Genomic DNA, 19857 nt, shown 5'->3' with positions numbered 1-19857 from the left:
CAATCTATTTAATTTTAAATACTTAACAATGGATTGAAAAATGCAATGTACCTCTAAAGGTCATAACGTTTTCTTTTGCGCCATAAAGTGGCGGGATCAATACCTAAAATTTCTGCGGCTTCATTCAAATCTTTGGCGATTTGCAGAACCTTTTTAATATGTTGTTTTTCCATTTCTTCCAGTGATAGTGGTCTGACCGGTTTTTCCAGGGCAAAACGTACCTCTTCCGGCAGGTCGTTTAATTCAATGGTATTAGTTTTAGCCAACGCTATGGCCCGTTTAATAACGTTCTCCAGTTCGCGCACATTGCCGCTCCAGCGGTAGGATTTAAAGGCTTTCACCACGGGAGGGGCCAGTTCAATTTTTTGGCCCTCCGAGAATTGTTCCAGAAAATATTGGACCAAAAGCATGATATCTTCAGGTTGTTCACGTAAAGGCGGCAGTTTGATGCGCACGGTGTTCAATCGGTAAAACAAATCCTTGCGAAAGTTGCCTTCGGCCATGGCCTGTTCCAGATTTTTATTGGTAGCGGCAATGATGCGCACATCGACTTTTCTGCTTTTACTCTCGCCTAATCGTTCAAATTCTTTTTGCTGCAAAACGCGCAGCAATTTAGCCTGCAAAGAAGGAGAAAGTTCGCCTATTTCATCCAGGAAGATGGTGCCCCCATCGGCTAATTCAAACCGCCCTTTACGATCTTTAATCGCGCCGGTAAACGCGCCCTTTACATGTCCAAAAAGTTCGCTTTCCAGCAAATTGTCAGGCAATGCTGCGCAATTGATTTTGATAAAGGGTTTGTCTCGGCGATCACTGTGCTGATAAATCAGTTGGGCGAACAACTCTTTGCCGGTTCCGCTTTCTCCTTCAATCAACACCGAAAGGTCGGTTGCGGCAATACGTTTAGCCATTTGAATGTTCTCAAGCATTTTTTTATGGCGCGTAATGATGTTTTCGGTGCCGGTCAGTTGCCGTAGTTGCGCGCGATAATTTTCAACTTCCTTCCGTAAGCGGTGGTATTCCAGCGCTTTCTGTGCCAGAATCTGTAACTCTAGGTAATCAAAAGGCTTTTGCAGATAATGGAAAGCGCCTTCTTTCATGGCTTCCACGGCGCTTTCGATGGAGCCGTGAGCGGTGATTATGACCACGGTTGTCTCCGGAGAAAAGGTTTTGATTTCTTTTAGCACTTTTAATCCATCGATGGGGCGCATCTTCAAATCTACAAACGCCAGGTCAAATGACTGTTTCACAATGCGCTGCAGGGCTTCTTGCGGACGCTGGCAACTGGTTACATTCAGACCAATTTCTTCCAGACAAATAGTCATGGTTTTAAGGATATTGGCTTCATCATCCACTACCAGAACGCTGGGTTTTTCTTTTGCCATTTTTAAGTTTCCTGTTTCAGGTTTAATGGAATTTCAAAGAAAAATTCGCTGCCTCTGCCTGGCGCGCTTTCGACCCACAACTTGCCACCATGTTTATTGACAATTTCACGGGCAATGGCCAGACCAAGTCCGATATTTCCGTCTTCGCTCTCTTCAAATTTACCAATGCGCACAAATTTTTCAAAGATTAACTGCTGCGCCTCCTTTGGAATGCCAGGACCATTATCTTTCACAGAAAAACGCAAAGCTTTTTTGCCCATTGAAACGCTTAGTTCAACTTTACCATAGCGCGGCGCATGCTCAATGGCGTTTTGCAAAAGATTGGAAAGGACGCGCGCCAGACCTTGAAAATCCGCGGTAAATGTTTTTTGTTATTTTTCAATTAGTTTGAGAAATGAGAAAATATATTTAAGTTATTAAAATATTTGTTTTTATCCATAAAAATTAAGTTTGAGAAATTTAGCCGAATTTTTAAATAAATACACAGAAATTTCACTTGGTTTGAGAAATTTAAAAAGCCGTTCCACGGGCGTTTAATCATGGTTAAAAATGATGTTTAAGCCTTCTTTAAAAGCAATTCTTTAAGGATTTTTATTTGACCAATAAGCTCTCTATTCTCAAGCTCAAGTTCTCTAATTTTAGCCTGAAGAGCTTGCAAGTGAGCTGTATCCTTTTCTTCTTCCTGATCCATTTTTTTTAGCTCTGCTTTTAAGTTGGTTATTTCTTGCTTTAAGCGCTCTATTTCCTGCTCTTTTGCTTGGTACGCCTGGGCGTGCTCATTTACGGTAGGCGGCGGCGACGGCTGCAGGAACATGCTGCCCTGACCGGTGAGAAGCCAATTAAGATTAATGTCATTGCATTTCGCAATAATTAAATCATAATCTATGGTATTTCTTAATTTCCAAGTTGCTAAAGTACTTTGTTTAACACCAAGAAAATTAGCTAATTCAATATCTTTTTTTAAGTTATAAGCTTTTTTCAGTCTTCCTAAAATAATATTTGCATTTTGCAATTTTTTTCTTGACATCATCACACTTTGCAATTATATTAGTTAAAAAACAATAACAATAATTTTAAAATAAAAAGGACGACGTTATGCCAATCCTTAAAAATCATAAAATGGTCAACCAATCCGAAATTGCGCGCAAGCTGGGCATTACGCCCGCCTACGTGCACATGCTGCTAACCGGCAAACGGCGCAGCGAAAAGTATGAAAAGGCTATCAAAGAACTGATTAACCGGGAATTGCGCGGTAAAGCCGCGTAAGGCCCTTTTTTTATTTTAAAGATAAATAAAAGGCAAAGCAATTAAAAAAACCGGCAGGGGTTTTTAATGAGTCCTTACACAACCATTAAAAATTTGCTTTACGAAACGATCCACCGCGGGAAAAAGCCGGTGGAACAGATTGCCGACGAGATGGGCATTAGCGCCAATTACCTTTACCGTGCGGGCATGCCCTTAGACGGCAGCGGGGTGAAATTCCCTTTAGAGTACCTGGTGCCGCTGATGCGCACCACCAGAAACTACAACATTTTAAAGCACTTAGCGCGCTTGTGCGGCTTTATTTTAGTGCGGGAACCGCGCTTTAAGGGCTTTAAGGGCGATGAGATTGACATGGTGGACGATTACCAGCACGCGGCGACCAGGGCGACGCACGCCTTAAAGCTGTTCCTTAGCGAGCCCACCTCTAAGAATTACGAAAAGGCCACGGCGGCTTTGAACGAGGTTTTAGAACAAAGCGCGCGGGCCGAGCGCTATTGCCATAAAAAGGCTAAAGGGCAATTGGAGCTTGACATATGAAAAGCCAGCGAAGAACACCGAAAGACACAGAAAAATTGGGAATTGGGAACGAGGAATTGGTTCGCACTTTTTTAGATGAAAGTGCGAACTTAAGTGAGAACTGCTCAAATAAAGTTCGCAGTTCGATAAGTCAAATAAAAAACAACAAATTAAATAATAATGATATTTGGTTGAGCGTTAATGAAAGTGCGAACCTTTTAGGCATAACTAAACGAGCAATACAAAAAAAAATAAAGGACGGACAATTTGTCACACGTGAGGTAACCGGGCGCGGCGGTAAGCGGTATGAAATTGCGCTTAGTAGCTTGCCGGTGGAGGCGCAGGCGCGGTATTGGGAAGTGAAGATTAAAGATGAAAGATTAAAGATTAAAGATGAAAAGGATTCTTCATTACGCTGCGCTCCGTTCAGAATGACGGTTAGTGCGAAGGCGCTGGCGCGGCACGATTTGTTGAGCGCTTACGCTAAATATTGCGCCGGGTTTGGACGGGGGAAGATTAAACAAGCCAAAGAGACGTTTTTAAAGCTTTATAATGAAAAGCGCTATTTTGATCAGGTTTACAATATTTTAGGGCCGGTTAGTTATGCAACTATCGAGCGGTGGCGCAAACAGTGGGAGGCCGGTGGTAAAATACCGGACGCTTTAGAAGACCGGTACAAATCGCCCAGCCAGAGTTCTATTAGCGCGGAACAAAGCGCTATTTTGATAAGCCACATTTTAAGCCCTAATAAACCGCCCTTAAAAGAAGCCATTCGCTTAGCAAAAGAAGAGATGCGCCTTAAAGGCATTGCATTTGCGCAAAGCGATATTACGTTTTACCGCTATGGGCGCAAATGGATTGCGGAAAATTTACCCATTTACACCTTTACGCGCTATGGCGGGAAAAAGCTTAACGACGAGCTGGCGCCGTTTGTAATGCGCGATTATTCCAAAATTGAAGTGGGTGACATTTTTGTGGCGGACGGTCATGTTTTGAATTTTGAAATCATTAATCCGTTTACGGGCAAGACAAAGAGGATGCAATTAATTGTTTTTTACGATATGAAATGCGGCTTGCCGATGGGGTTTGAAATTATGCCCACGGAAAACACGATGGCGATAAGCGGAGCGCTGCGGCGGTCTATATTGCTTATGGGCAAATTGCTGGGCGAAGATAAGGGATTTATTCCTCGGGCGGTTTACATCGATAACGGGCGGGCTTTTAGGGGGCAATATTTTACGGGCGTTCACGATTTTGAGCAAACGGGGCTAAAAGGTTTATACGAACGGTTAGGGATAAAAACGATTATCGCCAAAGCTTACCACGGACAGAGCAAAACGGTGGAACGATTTTTTGGCGCGTTTGGCGAATTTGAGCGGCGATTGACCACTTACATCGGCAACAATATTGAGAATAAACCGGCGCGGCTTTTGCGCAATGAAAAGGCGCACGTGAACGCTTATAAGGCGTTAACCGGCGGGCAGGCGCCGGAGCTGGCTGCGGTTTACCATTATTTGTACGAGTGGATTTTAGAATACGCGCAACGGCCGCATCAGGACGGGTATTTTAAGGGATATTCGCCTTTGCAGGTTTTTGAAGAGAGCGCCAAAAAACTAAAAGCCCTGCCGGATTATGAAAGCCGCCTGATTGATTTTGAAAAGCTGCATTTTTTGATGATGGAAGAACGGCGGACCACCATTCAACGCAACGGCATCCGGTTTAACAATCGATTTTACTGGAACGAAGCGCTTTACGGGCGGCGCGAAGCTGTGGTAATTAAATACGATTGGATGTATCCGGAAAAGATATTGGTTTTTGAGCCCACGGGCGAATTTATTTGCGAGGCGACTTTACCGGAGCGCGTGCATCCGGCGGCGGCGATATTGGGCACGGAGGCGGATAAAGCGCTTTTGCGCAGGCAGTTAGAAGCGCAGGCGCGGTTAAAGAAAGAGACGGCGCAGGTGGGCGAGGTTTTGTTGAATGCGGGCGTTGGGGATAAGATTAAAGATGAAAGATTAAAGATTAAAGATGAAAGAGGAAAGATTAAAGAGGATGGGCAGACGGTTATTGGGCAGTTGGTGGCGGCGGCGGAAAAAGAGAAAGAGGCGGAGCCGGAAGAACCGATTTTTGTTTGGGAGTTTGAGCGGAAGGCCTGGGAAGAAGAAAGATTAAAGATGAAAGATGAAAGATTAAAGACGAAAAAAAAAGTGATTTAGATGAGAAAAAAAGTGGATAATTGACAATTAAAAATTACGAATTACGAGTTACGAATTTCAAAAATTTAAGGGGGTAAAGATGCGGGTGAGTGTATTTAATGTTAAGGGCAAGAATGAAACATTGAGTTATGCCTATGTGAACGGCGCGGAAGCGGTTAGCCGATATTGGTTTGTTGCTATTGTTAAAGCCTGGTATCGGTCGCGATATGTTGATCAACGCTTAGAGAAAGTAAAGTTGTTTTTATCGAAAATGCTGATTCACTCAAACTAAAGTTTGAGTTACAAAAAGGAGGCGTAAGATGAGAGAAGAACTTAAGCGCTTGATGGAAGCGCGGGGCTGGAGCCAGAGCCATGTGGCGCGGGCGCTGGGCATTAGCGGCGCGGCGCTAAGCCAGTGGCTGGACGGCAAGTATAAGGGCGATGTAAAGCGCATTAACGAAGCGGTTAAGGCGTTTTTAAAACGGGAACAAGAGCGCCTACAAACGCCCAAAAAGCTGTTTCCGTTTGTGTTAACGAGCAATGCGCAAAAGGTATTTGAAACGGCGCGTTTTTGCCACATTGACGGCGAAATAGGTCTTGTAATCGGCGAAGCGGGCACGGGCAAGACCACGGCTGTTAAGGAATATGCGCGGCAGAATCCGGACGTGATTTTAGTAGAGGCGGATTTAGGTTATACAACGCGCGTATTGTTCCGGGAACTGCACAAGGCGGTTGGCTACGACGGCGAGGGGTTAATCCATGATATGTTTACGGATGTGGTGGAAAAGCTAAAAGACAGCGGACGGTTGATTATTGTGGATGAGGCGGAACATTTGCCTTACCGGGCGCTGGAGCTTTTGCGGCGCGTTTACGACAAGGCGGGGATCGGCATTTTGCTGGTTGGCATGCCCAGGCTTTTGACCAACCTGCGGGGCAAGCGCGGCGATTACGCGCAGCTTTACAGTCGGGTAGGGATAGCCACAAAATTGCAGGCGGTTAGCGCGGTTGACGTTCAGGCGTTTACGATGGCGGTATTTCCGGAGAGCAACGGGATATGGCAGGAATTTTATAAACAATGCCAGGGCAGCGTTCGGACGCTTACCAAATTGATTTTGCGGACGGCGCGGATTGCTGAGTTGAACCACAACCAGGTCAGTAAAAGTATGGTGCAAAGGGCGGCGGAAACGCTGATCATTTAGGAGGGGTAATCATGTTTGATAAAAATAATAACCGCATACGGCGCGGGGACTTTGTAAGATATGATGAACGAATTTACCGTGTGAGCTATATTTATTTTCGCACCATCATTTTGGACGACGGAGAGAAAAAAATAGCATTAAAGGTTCCGCGTCTGACGTATCCCATTTTAAACCTTGAAGTTGTAAATCATAAAACCATTATTCCAAATTAACAAGAAAGGAAAAATTATGGGCAAAGCACGGAAAAAGGTTGTTTTAAAAAGCAACCTGCAAAACTGGGAAGAGGTAAACGAAACGCTGCGGGCCATCGCGGAAAAACAGAGCTATGTGGAAGCGATGGTGAATAAATACAACGAGGCGGAAGCGCGGCGGCGTAAGGCTCTGGACGACAAGATCAATCCGATCAAAAAAGAGATTGCGGACATGGAGCTGGATTTAAGCCTGTTTTGCGAAGAGCACAAGGACGAATTTGGCAAAAAGAAGAGCAAAGAATTGAGCAACGGAATTGTGGGCTTTCGGTTGGGCATGCCAAAATTGAAGACCTTAAAAGGCTTTACCTGGAAGGCGGTACTGGAATTGATTAAGCGCAGCGTTTTTAAAGACGATTACATCCGGACCAAGGAAGAAGTGGCAAAAGACAAAATTATTCAGGATGCCTTAACTAAACAACTGGATCAGGAAGTTTTAGACACCATGGGCGTGCAGGTTGTTCAGGAAGAGACATTTTATTACGAGCCGCGTATTGCCACGGAAAATATGGAAAAAGCAAGTTAGCGGACGATCCGGGAGATCGCGCAGGCGCCTCGTCTTTGACCCCTGGGGGCGGGGCGCTTTTTGAGGGGAAAGATTAAAAATCAAAGATTAAAGGTTAAAGAAATGAATGCGTCGGAGCGCATGGTTAAGCAGTTATTAAGCAATGTCAATTTGTGTCAATTGCAAAAAGTGTTTACTTCATGGAATCCTGAAGAGTTTGGGATTATTGATCGCCTGACGGAAGAACAAAAACGTTTTGAGATTGAACATTACGGCTATTATCAACCAATGGTTATTTCTAAAAAATCAAAGCGGGAAAATAAAAAATGACGCAAAGCGAATTAATTTTAAAACATTTGATAAGAAATAAGGGCATTACGGCGCTGGAGGCGTTACGGCTTTACGGCTGTTTGCGATTAAGCGCGCGCATCTGGGAATTACGGCAAAGAGGCTACCGAATTGATTCGCAATTGATTGAATTAAAGAACGGCAAAAAAGTGGCGCGGTATATGTTAAAGAATAAAGATAAAAAGATAAAAGGTTAAAAGTGATGTTTAAAGACGATTTGATCTTTTTTTTGATATGGATTATTGTTTTTCTTTTGACGTGGATCATTGAGTTAAAGATAAGAGAAAAACGATTAAACTTAGAGTTGAAAAAAGAGCGATTTGTAAAAGCGCAGCTTTATAAGATGTTGAGATTAAAACGACGCGTAAAGATAAGTTTGAATTAATTAAGGTTCATAATATGTTAGCGGAAATATCAAAATCATATCCTCCAATTAATAATTTTAATTTAGCGTTTTGTGTAATGTCGATTTTAGGAGGCAGTTCAAATAAAATTAACCCAGAATCGGTTTGGTTTTGTAGGAGGTATAAATTAGAAGGTAAGATTTTTAATGATTTTATTTTTTTGCGTTCCATAATAAATAAGTTGAACGGCGCATTTACCTGGATAACATCGCCGGCGCTGGTAATGATTTTTACATTTTCAATAGGTAAATTATCAATTTCTAAATCGCCTAAAATTAATTTAAAACCAACGATCGTGAAAGGCATTTCAGAATTATTAGAAACAGAAACTTCTAAGAGCAAGCATTTTTTATCTAACGAAAAGCCATTAACTTTAAAGTGGAAAACAGGCGATTTTTCTTTTTTTCGATCTTTTAGTTCAATGCCTTTAGAAATTATATCAATCATTTGTGAAATAAAACCTATTAATTCAACCATGGAACTATCTCCTGGCAAATTAATTAAGGATGCGCGGCATAAAGAATATAATAAAAAAAATAAAAAAAAACAATCTCCTGCAAAGGGGATGTGCGGCGGCAGGGTCTAAGAATTTAGGCCCTGCTTTATAAACTATTGCAATTGAAGCGACGCGTAAAGATAAGTTTGAATTAAAGGAGGTAATTAATTATGCAAGTAATGACCGTTGAAGAATACATAAGAAAAGGGGAATCTCTTTTTGGAAAAGACAGAAAAAAGTGGAAATTTATATGCCCTAAATGTGGAACAATCCAATCATATAAAGATTTTGAAGATGCCGGGGTACCGACTAATCAAATATGGTATCGCCTTGGATTTAGTTGTATTGGAAGGTTTACCGCTAAGATGGGGTGTAATTGGACCTTAGGCGGATTGTTTCAAATACACAAATTAGAAGTTATAGATAAGAAAGGAAAAAAACATCCGCGATTTGAATTTTACGAGAAACACAATGGATTCTAATTATGGCAACGAAAAAACAAATACAGATTATCCATATCGCTAAACAGCAGTTGGGGATCGACGAAGACACCTATCGCGATATTTTAGGGCAATACGGCGTTAAAAGCAGCAAGGATTTAACGCCGGAACAGGCAAAGGGCTTAATCCGCTATTTTCAAAAATTCGGCTTCCGGATAAAAATAAAATATCGTGAGGGCATGATAACGCCAAAACAAATCGGTTATTTAAAATATTTATGGCAATCGAATCCTAAAGTGCGCAATAAAAGCGTGGAGGGTTTAGAGAATTTTGTAAAGCGCATAATAAAAATAGATCGCCTTGAATGGATACCGCGCAACAAGGTGCAAAAGGTTATAAAGGCGATTGAGAGTTTGAAATAAAATCAGTTGAATGGTTGAATAGTTTAATGGTTGAATGATATGGCTGGGCATGATGATTTATATAGAGAAGAGATTTTAAAGGCCGCTCAACAGGCGAACGTTAATAAAAAAGATGTTGTTGAACGGCTTTTAAAAAAAATAAACGAAACGCGTTTTTTTAAAGACAGCAAACCGGCTATTGATTTTGAATTTGTAGAGCATTTAGTAAAAACCTATGGCGAAAAAGAATTACGGCAGGAACTCAATAAGATGTACGTATGGCTTTTAGCCGATCCGCGGCGACGCAAAAAGAATTACCGGCGATTTATTGTGAACTGGCTTAACAATAAGGATAAGCGGTTTTATGTGGAATGGCGGAGAGGGGATTATTAGTTTAGGGATTTAGAAGTTTAGGTGTTTAGGTGTTTAGATGTTTAGATGTTTAGGAGTTAAGGCGTTATGATATGTCCCAGGTGCGGGCAGGATAAAGAGCGGGTGGTTCGTGTTTACCGAAATATGGTTTACCGCGACGGCGTTTGGCGGCGGGCCAATATGGATACGCGGGAAATTATTTGCAGTGAATGCGGGGCGCGTTATTTTACGGAAACAAGGCTAACACATAAAATTGAATTTGACAATCGATTGTTTAAAAAAGTGATTGTTGAGATTTAGAAAATTAAAGATTAAAGATGAAAGATTAAAGGTTAAAGGGAGCGATGGGGTTTGAAGACGAGATAAGGCGCTTTGTTCGCCGGCAGTTTGAAAGCGGCAATGTGCGGAATTTACGCAAGCGGGTGAGGGAATTTATTAAAGAAAACGGCTTTGAAGAATCCTTTAAAAATGATGTTCAAAGGCTGATTAAAAGCGTTGAAAACGATCTTTTTGAGCAATTTAAAAATGATTATTCAGGCGGCGAAGACGTTCAAAAAAAGGCGGAAGATATTTTAAGCGCGTATGCGCAGCGCCACATTAACGAAATACAGGATATGGCGCTTTATAGTTTAAAATACATCGATCGCCGATTGATACGAGAAATAAGCCAGGCGATTGAACAGGGTATTAAAGGCGATTTAAACTGGCAGGAAACGGCGCGGGCTGCTTTACGCAAATATAAGCTGCGTAAAAGGCATATTGAAACGGAAATAAACACCACACAGGCGGCTTTAGATCGCCTGGCGCGGATTGAGCAGATTAAGCAATCGGGCGCTAAATATGTTCGTTACGCAGGTCCAACAGGCACGGTTAGGCCCTTTTGCGTTCGACATATTGGCGGCGTTTATCGGATTGAAGAGATTGAAGGTAAGTTAAATCGATTCCGACAACCGGCGCTTTATTATATGGGCGGTTATAATTGTCGGCATCGCTGGGTGCCTATGGAAGGTAAAGAAATTTACAGGCAAAAAAACGGACAGGGACGCGTATTTGTGGAACAGGGATTTAAAGAGCGTAGTAAAGAGATAACAATCGCTAAACTGCGCGCCCGTTCCGGATTCAGGATTGTTTTGCGGAACGCTACAGGCCCAAAAGGCATAAAATTAGCAGACACCTGGGAAAACGGTCGGGCGGTGGAATATAAACGCTTGACATCATCGGCAACCAATATTACGGAAGCAACGCGCAGGCAAATAAGGAATGGCAAAAAACAGGCCGGGCATGTTTTGCTTTATAACGAAGGCTCATTGGCAGAGGATTTAATTATTGAAGGCATTAAAAAAGCAATAAAGTTTGACGATAAAAGAGAAATTAAGCAGGTTACGATTTTAAAAAAGAATGGCACATTTATAACAAAAAATAGAGAGGGTTGGGAAAATGACTAAAGAATTTAAAGCGTTAATAGAAAACGTGAAAAAGGTTAAAAAACAGGGCTTGCTAACCGATAAATTTAAGGTTTACGTAGCCGGTTGGGCGCAAGGGTTATTAATGGAAGATCTTATAACAATAAAAGAAAAAGAAGAATTACAAAAATTGGCCGAAATTGACGGCAATTTTATTGAAGGGGTCGCGCAATTAGCCGGTTATGGCGATAACGAGGACGAAGATAGCCCTCTGGAGTTCGATTAAAAAAAAGTCCCGAATTTCGGGACTTTATTTAGAATCTATAAGAAAGGCTTAAACTTTGCGGCGAGGCTTTAATTTGTACCTTTTTAAAAGATATAATTGCATTAATAATTCCGGAAGCCATAAATACAGTTCCTATTATTTGTTTTCTCTTTTTTTGGCTTTTCAAATCATCAATCAAATCTAAATATTCTTTTTCCAGTTTTTCATCGCCAATATAACTTCGGATCAAAAAATCATTAAAATTAATAAACTTTTGGATATTATTAGCTTCTTTAAAATAATCATAACTTAAGGCAAAAGAAACGATGCTTAAGGTAATCAACTTAAAATTCGGATAACTTTCCGTTTGTGATTTTTCAACATCCATTTTGGAAATATGGGTAAAATCAGGCGCAATTATTTGCGATTTTAATTTTGGGTTAAAAGGGATGTTTTCAATTTTTAGCACTGCATTTTTACTAATTTTTGTCTTTTTGCCATTAGCCATCTGGTAATAAATCCATTTTTGATCCTGATTTAAAACTTTTACATTAATAATTTTTGTTCCGTTTTTCATAAAAATGTTATCCGCCATAGAGGGCAAAAGAAAAAGAAGGCAAAAGATTAATGAAAGGATTAGTTTTTTCATGGTTTTGCTCCTGTTTGTTTAACATTGTCTAATAATAATTTGCTCATTTCGGCAGTAATTTGCAAGCCGTATCGTTTTTTTAATTGCTCCCATTGTTCTTTACGCAGGCCTAAAAATTTCCATAATTTTCGGCTGCGACCGGCTCCGGAAATATTGAGCCAGAAGGCTTTTTGCGCCTGAATCGGATCGGTAAAGCCGATAATTACCTGGTTATTTTCGGCCTTAATGATTTTTAGATTGCGCAGCATTTTACCGGAGAAAGTTAAAAAGTCGTTAGCGGCTTGCGGATTTACTTTTTGCTTGTATTGTTTATAACCGCCCAGGATGATCATGCCCAGCTTTCCGGTGGATTTTGATTTGACGATTTCGTAAAACTTTCCTTTCCCGCTTTTGCCGCCCAGTTTTTTGACGATTTGCGGATCGTAAGGCCGGTAAAAGGGTTTTTCGGAATAGGCAAATTTTTGGCCATGGACATCCACGCCCTGGGCAATGTTTTGCTCGATCATGGCCAGGACGGTAACGCCGATGTCGGTTAAGAGTTTTTGGGAGAACTTCATAAAAATAAACCTGTTGTTTGTTAAATTTCAAGCTAAAGCTTGAGTTACAATAATTCGTCGTCTGGTTCGGGCGGAGTCAGGCCGACCATGGCGTAAGCTTCTTGCTTTTTGATGGGCAAAAATCGGCTGAGCGTTTCCAGGGCGGCGGCATTTTTTTCAATATCCTGTTCTTGCGCTTCAATGAATTGGAATTTATAAGGCGCTTCGGTCGCATTGGGATTGAAGTTTAACTTATAATCGAGCAATAATAAGCGATTGATTAATTTTTCGACGCGGATCATGTCGGTGTACATGATATCGGCGGAGATCATTTTTTGAATTTGCAAGGCGGCGCGCGAACCGGAACCGGAAGGCAAATCGGGGGTGTTGGCCTGGCCTAAAATGGCTATGGCGATATCGCGGTTTAAGAGATCGATAAAATCTTTAAAATTGGTCCCGGCCTGCTGGGCGATTTGGTTAAGCTTGAATTCCACAAAATCGGAAGTTACTACGTAGTTATGTTGAATGGCTTTTTGCGCGGCGATTTCGGCCTGGGTTTGCTCTTCGGTACTGGCACCTTTATTGATGATTTGCAAAATGCCTTTAAGCTTGCGCAGGTAGTTGGCGTTTTCCAGAATAATATCGTAACGAATAATTTCGAGCGGCATTAAGGTGCGCAATATGCCGCCGCGATAAACGTAAAAGGGCATGATGTCGACCAGATAGTTTTGATTTTCGTTAAGGTTTATTTCGTCTATAATGCGTCCGGATTCGTCGATTAGTAAAAGACGCTCAAATTCCAGATCGTAAGTTTGTTGGTCGAGTTCTTCGATAATGGAAATATTTTGCTCATTGCCCTGGGCATCGATTTTGAGTTTGTAAACGTTGCGGCCGTAAAAGGCGGTTTTGGCGTGGTTGTTAACAATATAATCTATGGCTTTAACAACTCTTCGCTGGGCTTCGGCCGCTGCGTTCATATCGTCTGCGACGATTTGCCAGTCGAACGAAGCGAGCGCGGTGGTGCGCGTAATGTAATGACCGAGGATGCGCGGATTGGCCAGAAAGGCGCGTTTTAGGATTTTCATTAAAGGCACGATGTTGCGCGCTTCCGGGTCTTTGATGTCGGCCATTTGTGCGTATTTGAAAAATTCCTGCAATGTAGGGTAAACGCGTTTATTAAGATTCATTTTCAACCTCAATATTTGTCAGACAAATTTTAAAAACAGCGATTTGCATAATCCACCAGAAAAATAAAACCGCCAGCGTAAGCTGCCATCCGTAAACGTAAAAGACGTAAATCGATAGTAAGAAGCGGTCCATATTTTTAGTAAAATGATATAAATCCCAGAAAATGGGATGCAGAGGCAGTTTAAATTTGCCGATTTTTAAAAACCGCCATTCGTCAACATCCCATGAGCGCAGCCACCTGTAAATGCGCGGGAATTTGTTTTCCAGATTGATGAAAACGGAATTATAGAACCAGCCTTCAAACACGGTTATTTCTCCGAGGCGGTTTAAAATTCCGGATATAATAAAGTAAAAAACGATTATTAAAATTTCCATCATGTTCTCCTTTAAAATGGAGTGTAATAATCTTTGACGGTTTTAACCATTGGTTTGGTATAACGAACAATTCTGCGCTCGTGGATGTATTCAAAAGCGCAGATCAGGGCGTCGGGCGCATCGTCGGCTTTGTTGGCTTTTTTACCGGAAAATCCAAAAAGCTGACCTAAAAAGCGTTCTCCGTTTTTGGATTTGGCAAAATTTTTTGGGAATAATATTCGCCCTTCGGTAAAAGCGATTTGACAGTTTTTAGCCAGATCGTCCACATGGTAACGCTTAAATTCAATCAATGGAAACGGCATTTTATGAATGCGGCACCAGTTTTTAATGAAATTGGACCAGGTGGATTCCTGGGTTACGTTGCCATCAAAAGCGATGCCGAGAATGCGTTGCGAATAATCGGTTTTCATTTGCAGAACGGTATTTAAAAGTTCGTTGGAATCGGCAAACGATTTGCAAATAGCATCGACCACAAAATATTGATCTTTTTTTGGCGAATAGGCCAGGCCGACGATGGCGGTGGTATCGCCTTTGGCTTTTTTTGCCAGGTTAGGATCGCAATAGATGACGCCGCGGGCGTCGTCTGGCAGACGGTCGTATTCTTTATAATGTTCGGATTTAAAGAAAAAGCCTTCCGGCGGAATGGGATTTTGCTGAAAATTGGCCTGCCAATCGGCTTCGGATTTGGGCTTAAGCAGGGCTTTTAATTCGCTTTCCGACTTAGCCGGATAGCGCTGCGGCCATAGAGGTTTATTATCCCATGCCTTAAAAATATTGACATGCCAGTCTTTAGATAATAAACCTTCTTCGTATTCCAGCCGAATGCGGTGCAAGGCGCATTGGGTTAAAAAGTCGTTGGCGGAAATGATAAAAACGGCGTTTTCGGCGCAGGAATGGTAAGCTTCGGTCAGTTTGTTAATGCGCATATCCACGGCCTGTTCGGCAAAACTGCTTTCCAGTGTTTCGATATCGTCTCCGAATAGAATTTGCGGACGTCCAAACATGCGCGTGTAACCGCGGACGGAACGGCCTTCACTAAACGCCGCGCAAAATTTTAAACCGCCCGGAACATGTTTTGAACGCACTTTTAAAGTGAATTGATCGGCGTTGGCTTCGGTGAATTCCGGCTGGTAATCGTGTAAAAGGCGATCGTTTTGCGTGATGATTAAAATAATGTCTTTTAGAAAGTTAGATGCTTTAGGCAGAGTTTCGGAATAGATTCCGGCAATATCGTAAATGCCATTGAGCAAAAGCCAGATCAAAAGTTTTTTTTCGGTTACGGTTTTGCCATGTTTGCGCGGGCCAAAAAAGATATGGACGCCGGGTTTTTTAACGGCTTTTACCATTTCCTTATGCATTTTATTGGGTGGCGCATAGCCGTCAAAATACATTTCTTTTGGGAAATAGGTTTTATCGAAGAAAAAGAAATCTTTTTTGGAACGCTCGATGCGAGCGGAAACTTTTTTGGGCTTGCGCTCTTTAGCGGAAAAAGCGGGAACGGGCAAATATTGCTTTTGGGTTAGCGCTTCGGCTTTTAGTTGCTCGATGAATATTTTAGTTAAAGAGAATTGTTCCATTTTTAAACCTTCATATTTTCCGGAACCTGATTCGCCCATTTTACATATTCTTCCTGATAGATTTTGACAATATCATCGTTGGAAGCTTCGGGCATAAAACGGCGAATGATGCGGGCAATGATATCGGCGTCGGCGCGTTTGATATGGCTTTCGAGTTCCACGCTTTGCAGAAACATGCGAATGCGCATGATTTTGTAAAGCAGATCGACGCGGTTGGCAATGGCCATATTCTGGTCGTTTTCCAGTTGCGCGGCGCAAAAGTTTAATTGCCGTTTTAAGAGTTCGATATCGTCGTAACTTCCGGCGATAAATTTGGTTTGTTCGTAAACGCCTTTGCGCGTGCTCTTCATGAGCTCAATGGCTTGCGAATATTTTTCGATGGCATAGCGCACCACGTGAGGCGCTACGCCGAAAATTTCGGCAATTTTTTTGTGCGTGTGATCGGGGTTGTTGACCTTGTGCAGAGCTATTTTTTTTAAGACTTCCGGGTCTGTTTTTTTTCTGGTCATAACATACCTTTTAATTTTGTTTAAAACGTGTTTAATCGCGTTTAATTTTTAATATTTTGTTTAATACGACCATAAATACCTTTTAAACTAAAAATCGCCAAAAAAGCGATTTTCAAGCTAAGGCTTGAGTTACAATTTTACATAAGAAAAAAAGCATTCCAGGACGCTGACGCTGATATCGGAATAAACGGCGTCGAATGCAATTGAACTTTCTTCAAAATACAATGCGGTGGCCTGATTATCATCCTGGGAAATCTGGCCGTTGTTTAAATCGTCTCTAAATTGAATCAAATGGGTTTCGGCTTGCATGAGCAGTTCCATGCTATCGATGGCGGCGCTTGCCGGATTTTCGGCATTGGCTTTAAACGAAAACAAATAGACTTTAGCCAGGCGCGTTAAGTCTTTGGTTGCGTTTGTGGAAAGACGCTTAACCGGGCCCGGTTCGAGAAAAATCCATATTGCCGGAAGGATGGCGGGCATCTGGCCGTATTTTCCCAATTCAATATTTACATCCGGCATTTTATTTTTTAGATAGTCTTGCAGTTGCAAGGCGAGGTTTTTAAAAGTCAACACTGTAAACGTCCTCTATGTTATCCAGATTAGGGGTTATGGGATTTTCATTTTGTCCGACGGTGGAATGTTTGTCGAGAATTTTTAAAGCCGCTTTCCAATTGGTTTCTATCTTTTGCCGATATTCTTCGGTAATGGAAGACAGGCGATTGGAAACCAGATATTCCATAATCCATGCAAAGGGTTGTTTGGTCCAGTCGGGCGGCGGGCTTTGCGTAATATCGACGCCAGAAAAATCGCGCATAATATAAGATGTTTGTTTTTCGAATTCATCGTAAACGGTTGGATCGCTTAAAATTTGCCGCACGTTACTGCTAAGCAATTTTTCAATTTCGTTAAACGCATACATAACACGCCTCTAATTTTAATTTTCTTTCAATTTAAGATTATCGGTTTGCAAAAGTATGCTAAATGCGCATATAACAAGCATTTAAGCATGAGAGAATTAAATTAAAGCTAAAAACGGAAAGGAAATGTAATGGAATGGCTTAAGAATTTCTTAAAAGCGCTTTTCCCGGAAAAGGCGGAAGCTATCGACAAAAATTTCCCTAAAGATATTCCGGAGCCCAAACCGGAACCAAAGACCGAACCAAAGCCGGAGCCCAAACCGGAACCAAAGCCCGAACCAAACAATCCTTTGAACGCGCAAATTGAGCAGCTTACGCAAACCATTAAGGATTTGCAGGGAAAAATTCAGAGCTATGAAACGCAAATAAAGAGTTTGAGCGACGCGCAAAAACAAACGCAAAAGGAAAAGATTGAACAGATCATTCAAAAAGCCATTGCCGAACATCGTTTGCCAGGCAAGAACGAAGAGCTTTTAAATCATTACCGTAAGATTTTGGAAAACGATTTTGAGGCGGGCGTAAAGATTGTGGAGAATTTGCCGCCGATTCCGGGCGAAGGCGATAAAAATAAGGGGCAAAAAAGCAACCAGCCGCGCATCTTAAGCCCGCTGGAAAGCGCCAATCCAACCATTGCCAGCAAAGTGAAAGAATTTGCCAATATAAAAGAGGAGTAAATCGATGAATATCGCCCAGATTTCCAATTTAAGCGGACGCGGAGCCAACCTTTTAGCGCGTATGCTGGAAGTGGCGCCGCTGTTTCAGTTTGCAGAATTCAAGCCCGATCCTTCCACCTATGTGCATATTGCCGATAAGGATAGTTTTTCCGGATCGGCGGCGCGCGCGGAAGGCGGAACCTTGCAACGCGACGCGCAGGTGCCAAATCCTGAAAGCCGCAATTTAGCGCTTTATGGTCGTGAAATCAGTATTGACGACGTGCGCAAAATGGACGCCAATGTGGGCGTAAGCCCTGCCGGTTTGCGTTTGTTTGCGGATCGTCGCCTGAACGGCCTGGGCGCCAAGTTGGCGGTAGAGGTGCAGGATGAGATGCTGGTCGGCGTGGACGCCAGCAACCGCATGCTTGGCATTTCTTATTTTGTAAAGGATGCGGACGCTACCGGGCAAACGCCAAAACTGGGTTTTACGGCAGACGAACTGGCCGCCATGAATGTGCAGGTTGGTTTGAAGTTGGATACGGACGCCAATCAAAAAGCTTTTGTTGAGCTTCTGGAAAAAGAGATGGCTAATGTTCCCGGCGCAAACGCTATTTTGTGCAACGTGAATTTGGGCGCCCGCTTAAGCACCATTGCGCGCACCATTGGCGCGGCAGGCGTTACAACCAATAATTTTGGTCAGCCGGTGCAAACATTTAACGGGGTTCCGATTGTGAAATTGCCGGTAAGCGCCATTCCGCAAAACGAAAGCGACGGCGTAAATACCGACAATACATCTTTGTACATTGTTCGCTTTGCCGAAGAGTTGGGCGTTGCCTTTAGCACCAATTCCGGTTTTCTGTTTACCGATTTTGAGGAAAGCGAAGTCGGTCCGCAAGGCATTGCGCGTTTGCAATTTTTCCTGAATCTGACGGTTGAGCGTCAGGACGCTTTGCGTCGTTTAAGCCGCATTCGTTTGTAATTGGTTAACAAAATTGGAGAAAAATAATGGCACGCAATCATAAATCCCAGCCCAGCCCTGCCGAAACCGCGGGACAATCCACCGCCCAGTCTGGCGCCACCAGCCTGACGAGCCAGAACGACGCCCGGTCCACCTCCGCCGGGCGTCGATTTGTATTTGAATTTTACGAATTAGATGCGCGAAAAATCGTTAAGACCGTGGAAATTAGCGTAAAAGCGAAGGAAGAAAAAGAAGCCTGGCAAAAGCTGGGCGAAAAATTAGCTAAAGATACGCGGATTCTGGAATACAGCGGGCGGTTTTACATTAAAGATGCGTGAAATCCGGAAAATCATTATTCATTGCACCGACAGCCAGTGGGGTAATGTTGAAATTATTGACCGCTGGCATAAAGAACGCGGGTGGGAGGGCATTGGTTATCATTATTTGATTTTAAATAGCTATCCCACCTATAGCTCTTTGAAAGACCGAAGGCCGGAGCCTGAAAACGACGGCTTAATTGAGGAAGGCCGCGACCTGGAAAAGATCGGCGCCCACTGCCGCGGGCACAATTTAGATAGCATCGGTATTGCATTGGTGGGCGTTAATACCTTTTCTAAAGCGCAAATTTATAACTTGCAACAGCTGATTAAAGTACTTTTAAAACAATTTCATTTATCCATTAACAATGTTTATGGGCATTATGAATTTGATAATCGAAAGAGTTGCCCGAATCTGGATATGGAATGGTTTAGGGAAATGTTGAATTTTTAATTTTTAATTATGAATTCGTTATTTAAGTACGCGGTTTACCGGAATAAATGGTTGTGGTTTCATATTTTAGGCGGCGGAATTTTGGCAAAATTGGCGCTGGCTATTTTTAAAAACGGACAAATAGCCGTGGATATTGTTTTGCTTAGCGCTATTTTGTGGGAAATATTCGAATATTTTAAAGATGACGTGGAAAAGATTTACGGCAGTAAAAAACGGTTTTTTTTAGATGCCCTGGGCGATATTGCCGGGGCAGTTATTATGGCGATTATTATTGTAATTTAAAAGAT

33 protein-coding genes are annotated in these 19857 nt (G+C 42.3%); 21 read left to right on the top strand and 12 right to left on the bottom strand.

The window, feature by feature from the left end; translation table 11 throughout:
* Nucleotides 1-53: 53 nt before the first annotated feature.
* The 3 genes from Cabys_RS16780 to Cabys_RS16770 all read right to left on the bottom strand — a co-directional run bounded on the left by Cabys_RS16780 (nucleotide 54) and on the right by Cabys_RS16770 (nucleotide 2412).
* Complete coding sequence (locus tag Cabys_RS16780) at nucleotides 54-1382, bottom strand: sigma-54-dependent transcriptional regulator (RefSeq protein WP_006928215.1); 1329 nt, start codon at nucleotides 1380-1382, stop codon at nucleotides 54-56.
* A 2-nt stretch (nucleotides 1383-1384) separates the two neighbouring features.
* Nucleotides 1385-1723, bottom strand: coding sequence for a sensor histidine kinase (locus Cabys_RS16775; RefSeq protein ID WP_081475033.1), 339 nt, complete (start codon nucleotides 1721-1723; stop codon nucleotides 1385-1387).
* A 215-nt stretch (nucleotides 1724-1938) separates the two neighbouring features.
* Nucleotides 1939-2412 (bottom strand): helix-turn-helix transcriptional regulator, encoded by a 474-nt coding sequence (locus Cabys_RS16770; protein ID WP_006928216.1) that lies wholly within the window; start codon nucleotides 2410-2412, stop codon nucleotides 1939-1941.
* Between the two features lie 65 nt (nucleotides 2413-2477).
* Here Cabys_RS16770 and Cabys_RS19910 point away from each other — a divergent pair, with 65 nt between their 5' ends.
* The 10 genes from Cabys_RS19910 to Cabys_RS16725 all read left to right on the top strand — a co-directional run bounded on the left by Cabys_RS19910 (nucleotide 2478) and on the right by Cabys_RS16725 (nucleotide 8041).
* Nucleotides 2478-2648 (top strand): helix-turn-helix domain-containing protein, encoded by a 171-nt coding sequence (locus Cabys_RS19910; RefSeq protein WP_006928217.1) that lies wholly within the window; start codon nucleotides 2478-2480, stop codon nucleotides 2646-2648.
* 66 nt (nucleotides 2649-2714) lie between these two features.
* Nucleotides 2715-3182, top strand: coding sequence for a phage regulatory CII family protein (locus tag Cabys_RS16765; protein WP_006928218.1), 468 nt, complete (start codon nucleotides 2715-2717; stop codon nucleotides 3180-3182).
* A gap of 170 nt (nucleotides 3183-3352) precedes the next feature.
* Nucleotides 3353-5377: a Mu transposase C-terminal domain-containing protein gene (locus Cabys_RS16760; protein ID WP_225868901.1), complete on the top strand. Its 2025-nt coding sequence runs from the start codon at nucleotides 3353-3355 to the stop codon at nucleotides 5375-5377.
* Between the two features lie 79 nt (nucleotides 5378-5456).
* Nucleotides 5457-5648, top strand: coding sequence for a hypothetical protein (locus tag Cabys_RS16755; RefSeq protein WP_006927367.1), 192 nt, complete (start codon nucleotides 5457-5459; stop codon nucleotides 5646-5648).
* A 28-nt stretch (nucleotides 5649-5676) separates the two neighbouring features.
* Complete coding sequence (locus tag Cabys_RS16750; RefSeq protein ID WP_006927366.1) at nucleotides 5677-6555, top strand: AAA family ATPase; 879 nt, start codon at nucleotides 5677-5679, stop codon at nucleotides 6553-6555.
* Nucleotides 6556-6566: 11 nt separating this feature from the next.
* Nucleotides 6567-6767 carry a hypothetical protein gene (locus Cabys_RS16745; RefSeq protein ID WP_006927363.1) on the top strand — a complete coding sequence of 67 codons (201 nt, stop codon included), beginning with the start codon at nucleotides 6567-6569 and terminating at the stop codon, nucleotides 6765-6767.
* Nucleotides 6768-6783: 16 nt separating this feature from the next.
* Nucleotides 6784-7329: a host-nuclease inhibitor Gam family protein gene (locus Cabys_RS16740; RefSeq protein WP_006927362.1), complete on the top strand. Its 546-nt coding sequence runs from the start codon at nucleotides 6784-6786 to the stop codon at nucleotides 7327-7329.
* 102 nt (nucleotides 7330-7431) lie between these two features.
* Complete coding sequence (locus tag Cabys_RS16735; protein ID WP_006927361.1) at nucleotides 7432-7638, top strand: hypothetical protein; 207 nt, start codon at nucleotides 7432-7434, stop codon at nucleotides 7636-7638.
* Nucleotides 7635-7853: a helix-turn-helix domain-containing protein gene (locus tag Cabys_RS16730; protein ID WP_006927360.1), complete on the top strand. Its 219-nt coding sequence runs from the start codon at nucleotides 7635-7637 to the stop codon at nucleotides 7851-7853. Before Cabys_RS16735 ends, Cabys_RS16730 begins: the two co-directional genes overlap by 4 nt.
* Nucleotides 7854-7858: 5 nt before the next feature.
* A complete protein-coding gene (locus Cabys_RS16725) occupies nucleotides 7859-8041 on the top strand; it encodes a hypothetical protein (protein ID WP_006927356.1) in 183 nt (60 codons plus the stop codon).
* Between the two features lie 7 nt (nucleotides 8042-8048).
* On the opposite strand, the gene Cabys_RS16720 is transcribed toward Cabys_RS16725, so the two are convergent.
* Nucleotides 8049-8537: a hypothetical protein gene (locus Cabys_RS16720; RefSeq protein ID WP_006927355.1), complete on the bottom strand. Its 489-nt coding sequence runs from the start codon at nucleotides 8535-8537 to the stop codon at nucleotides 8049-8051.
* A gap of 189 nt (nucleotides 8538-8726) precedes the next feature.
* Between Cabys_RS16720 and Cabys_RS16715 the strand changes: the two genes are divergently transcribed.
* The 6 genes from Cabys_RS16715 (at nucleotide 8727) to Cabys_RS16690 (ending at nucleotide 11458) form a co-directional block, all read left to right on the top strand.
* Nucleotides 8727-9038: a VVA0879 family protein gene (locus tag Cabys_RS16715; protein WP_006927354.1), complete on the top strand. Its 312-nt coding sequence runs from the start codon at nucleotides 8727-8729 to the stop codon at nucleotides 9036-9038.
* Between the two features lie 2 nt (nucleotides 9039-9040).
* Nucleotides 9041-9418 carry a regulatory protein GemA gene (locus Cabys_RS16710; RefSeq protein ID WP_006927352.1) on the top strand — a complete coding sequence of 126 codons (378 nt, stop codon included), beginning with the start codon at nucleotides 9041-9043 and terminating at the stop codon, nucleotides 9416-9418.
* Between the two features lie 39 nt (nucleotides 9419-9457).
* Entirely contained in the window at nucleotides 9458-9790 is a 333-nt protein-coding gene (locus Cabys_RS16705; RefSeq protein WP_006927351.1) for a hypothetical protein, read from the top strand.
* A gap of 66 nt (nucleotides 9791-9856) precedes the next feature.
* Nucleotides 9857-10069, top strand: coding sequence for a hypothetical protein (locus tag Cabys_RS16700; protein ID WP_006927350.1), 213 nt, complete (start codon nucleotides 9857-9859; stop codon nucleotides 10067-10069).
* 44 nt (nucleotides 10070-10113) lie between these two features.
* Nucleotides 10114-11214: a CdiA C-terminal domain-containing protein gene (locus tag Cabys_RS16695; RefSeq protein WP_006927349.1), complete on the top strand. Its 1101-nt coding sequence runs from the start codon at nucleotides 10114-10116 to the stop codon at nucleotides 11212-11214.
* Complete coding sequence (locus Cabys_RS16690) at nucleotides 11207-11458, top strand: hypothetical protein (RefSeq protein ID WP_006927348.1); 252 nt, start codon at nucleotides 11207-11209, stop codon at nucleotides 11456-11458. Before Cabys_RS16695 ends, Cabys_RS16690 begins: the two co-directional genes overlap by 8 nt.
* Nucleotides 11459-11486: 28 nt before the next feature.
* Here Cabys_RS16690 and Cabys_RS16685 read toward each other — a convergent pair whose 3' ends face one another.
* The 8 genes from Cabys_RS16685 to Cabys_RS16650 form a co-directional block, all read right to left on the bottom strand.
* Nucleotides 11487-12086, bottom strand: a complete 600-nt coding sequence (locus Cabys_RS16685) for a hypothetical protein (protein WP_006927346.1) — start codon at nucleotides 12084-12086, stop codon at nucleotides 11487-11489.
* Complete coding sequence (locus Cabys_RS16680) at nucleotides 12083-12643, bottom strand: hypothetical protein (RefSeq protein WP_006927345.1); 561 nt, start codon at nucleotides 12641-12643, stop codon at nucleotides 12083-12085. Before Cabys_RS16680 ends, Cabys_RS16685 begins: the two co-directional genes overlap by 4 nt.
* A gap of 44 nt (nucleotides 12644-12687) precedes the next feature.
* Nucleotides 12688-13809 carry a phage portal protein family protein gene (locus Cabys_RS16675; protein ID WP_006927343.1) on the bottom strand — a complete coding sequence of 374 codons (1122 nt, stop codon included), beginning with the start codon at nucleotides 13807-13809 and terminating at the stop codon, nucleotides 12688-12690.
* Complete coding sequence (locus Cabys_RS16670) at nucleotides 13799-14188, bottom strand: hypothetical protein (protein WP_150109240.1); 390 nt, start codon at nucleotides 14186-14188, stop codon at nucleotides 13799-13801. The genes Cabys_RS16675 and Cabys_RS16670 overlap by 11 nt, the downstream gene beginning before the upstream one ends.
* 8 nt (nucleotides 14189-14196) lie before the next feature.
* Complete coding sequence (locus Cabys_RS16665; protein WP_071961298.1) at nucleotides 14197-15801, bottom strand: hypothetical protein; 1605 nt, start codon at nucleotides 15799-15801, stop codon at nucleotides 14197-14199.
* Complete coding sequence (locus tag Cabys_RS16660; protein WP_006927340.1) at nucleotides 15765-16271, bottom strand: hypothetical protein; 507 nt, start codon at nucleotides 16269-16271, stop codon at nucleotides 15765-15767. The genes Cabys_RS16665 and Cabys_RS16660 overlap by 37 nt, the downstream gene beginning before the upstream one ends.
* A gap of 129 nt (nucleotides 16272-16400) precedes the next feature.
* Nucleotides 16401-16844 (bottom strand): hypothetical protein, encoded by a 444-nt coding sequence (locus Cabys_RS16655; protein WP_006927339.1) that lies wholly within the window; start codon nucleotides 16842-16844, stop codon nucleotides 16401-16403.
* Complete coding sequence (locus Cabys_RS16650; protein ID WP_006927338.1) at nucleotides 16831-17190, bottom strand: hypothetical protein; 360 nt, start codon at nucleotides 17188-17190, stop codon at nucleotides 16831-16833. The genes Cabys_RS16655 and Cabys_RS16650 overlap by 14 nt, the downstream gene beginning before the upstream one ends.
* Nucleotides 17191-17319: 129 nt before the next feature.
* On the opposite strand from Cabys_RS16650, the gene Cabys_RS16645 reads away from it, so the two are divergent.
* Genes Cabys_RS16645 through Cabys_RS16625 form a run of 5 tightly spaced genes read left to right on the top strand, consistent with a single transcriptional unit; the run spans nucleotide 17320 to nucleotide 19852 of the window.
* Nucleotides 17320-17862, top strand: coding sequence for a death domain-containing protein (locus Cabys_RS16645; RefSeq protein WP_006928223.1), 543 nt, complete (start codon nucleotides 17320-17322; stop codon nucleotides 17860-17862).
* 4 nt (nucleotides 17863-17866) lie between these two features.
* The gene (locus Cabys_RS16640) at nucleotides 17867-18820 is read left to right on the top strand and encodes a hypothetical protein (protein WP_006927336.1); all 954 of its coding nucleotides are present in this window, start codon (nucleotides 17867-17869) and stop codon (nucleotides 18818-18820) included.
* A 26-nt stretch (nucleotides 18821-18846) separates the two neighbouring features.
* Nucleotides 18847-19137, top strand: coding sequence for a hypothetical protein (locus Cabys_RS16635; protein WP_006928224.1), 291 nt, complete (start codon nucleotides 18847-18849; stop codon nucleotides 19135-19137).
* Nucleotides 19130-19570, top strand: a complete 441-nt coding sequence (locus Cabys_RS16630; RefSeq protein WP_006927324.1) for an N-acetylmuramoyl-L-alanine amidase — start codon at nucleotides 19130-19132, stop codon at nucleotides 19568-19570. The genes Cabys_RS16635 and Cabys_RS16630 overlap by 8 nt, the downstream gene beginning before the upstream one ends.
* A 9-nt stretch (nucleotides 19571-19579) precedes the next feature.
* Complete coding sequence (locus Cabys_RS16625; RefSeq protein WP_006927322.1) at nucleotides 19580-19852, top strand: hypothetical protein; 273 nt, start codon at nucleotides 19580-19582, stop codon at nucleotides 19850-19852.
* Nucleotides 19853-19857: the final 5 nt, after the last annotated feature.

This window comes from Caldithrix abyssi DSM 13497 (assembly GCF_001886815.1).
Lineage (GTDB): Bacteria > Calditrichota > Calditrichia > Calditrichales > Calditrichaceae > Caldithrix > Caldithrix abyssi.
Note: the sequence above shows the minus strand (reverse complement) of the source record. Positions and strands in the feature narration are given on the sequence as shown.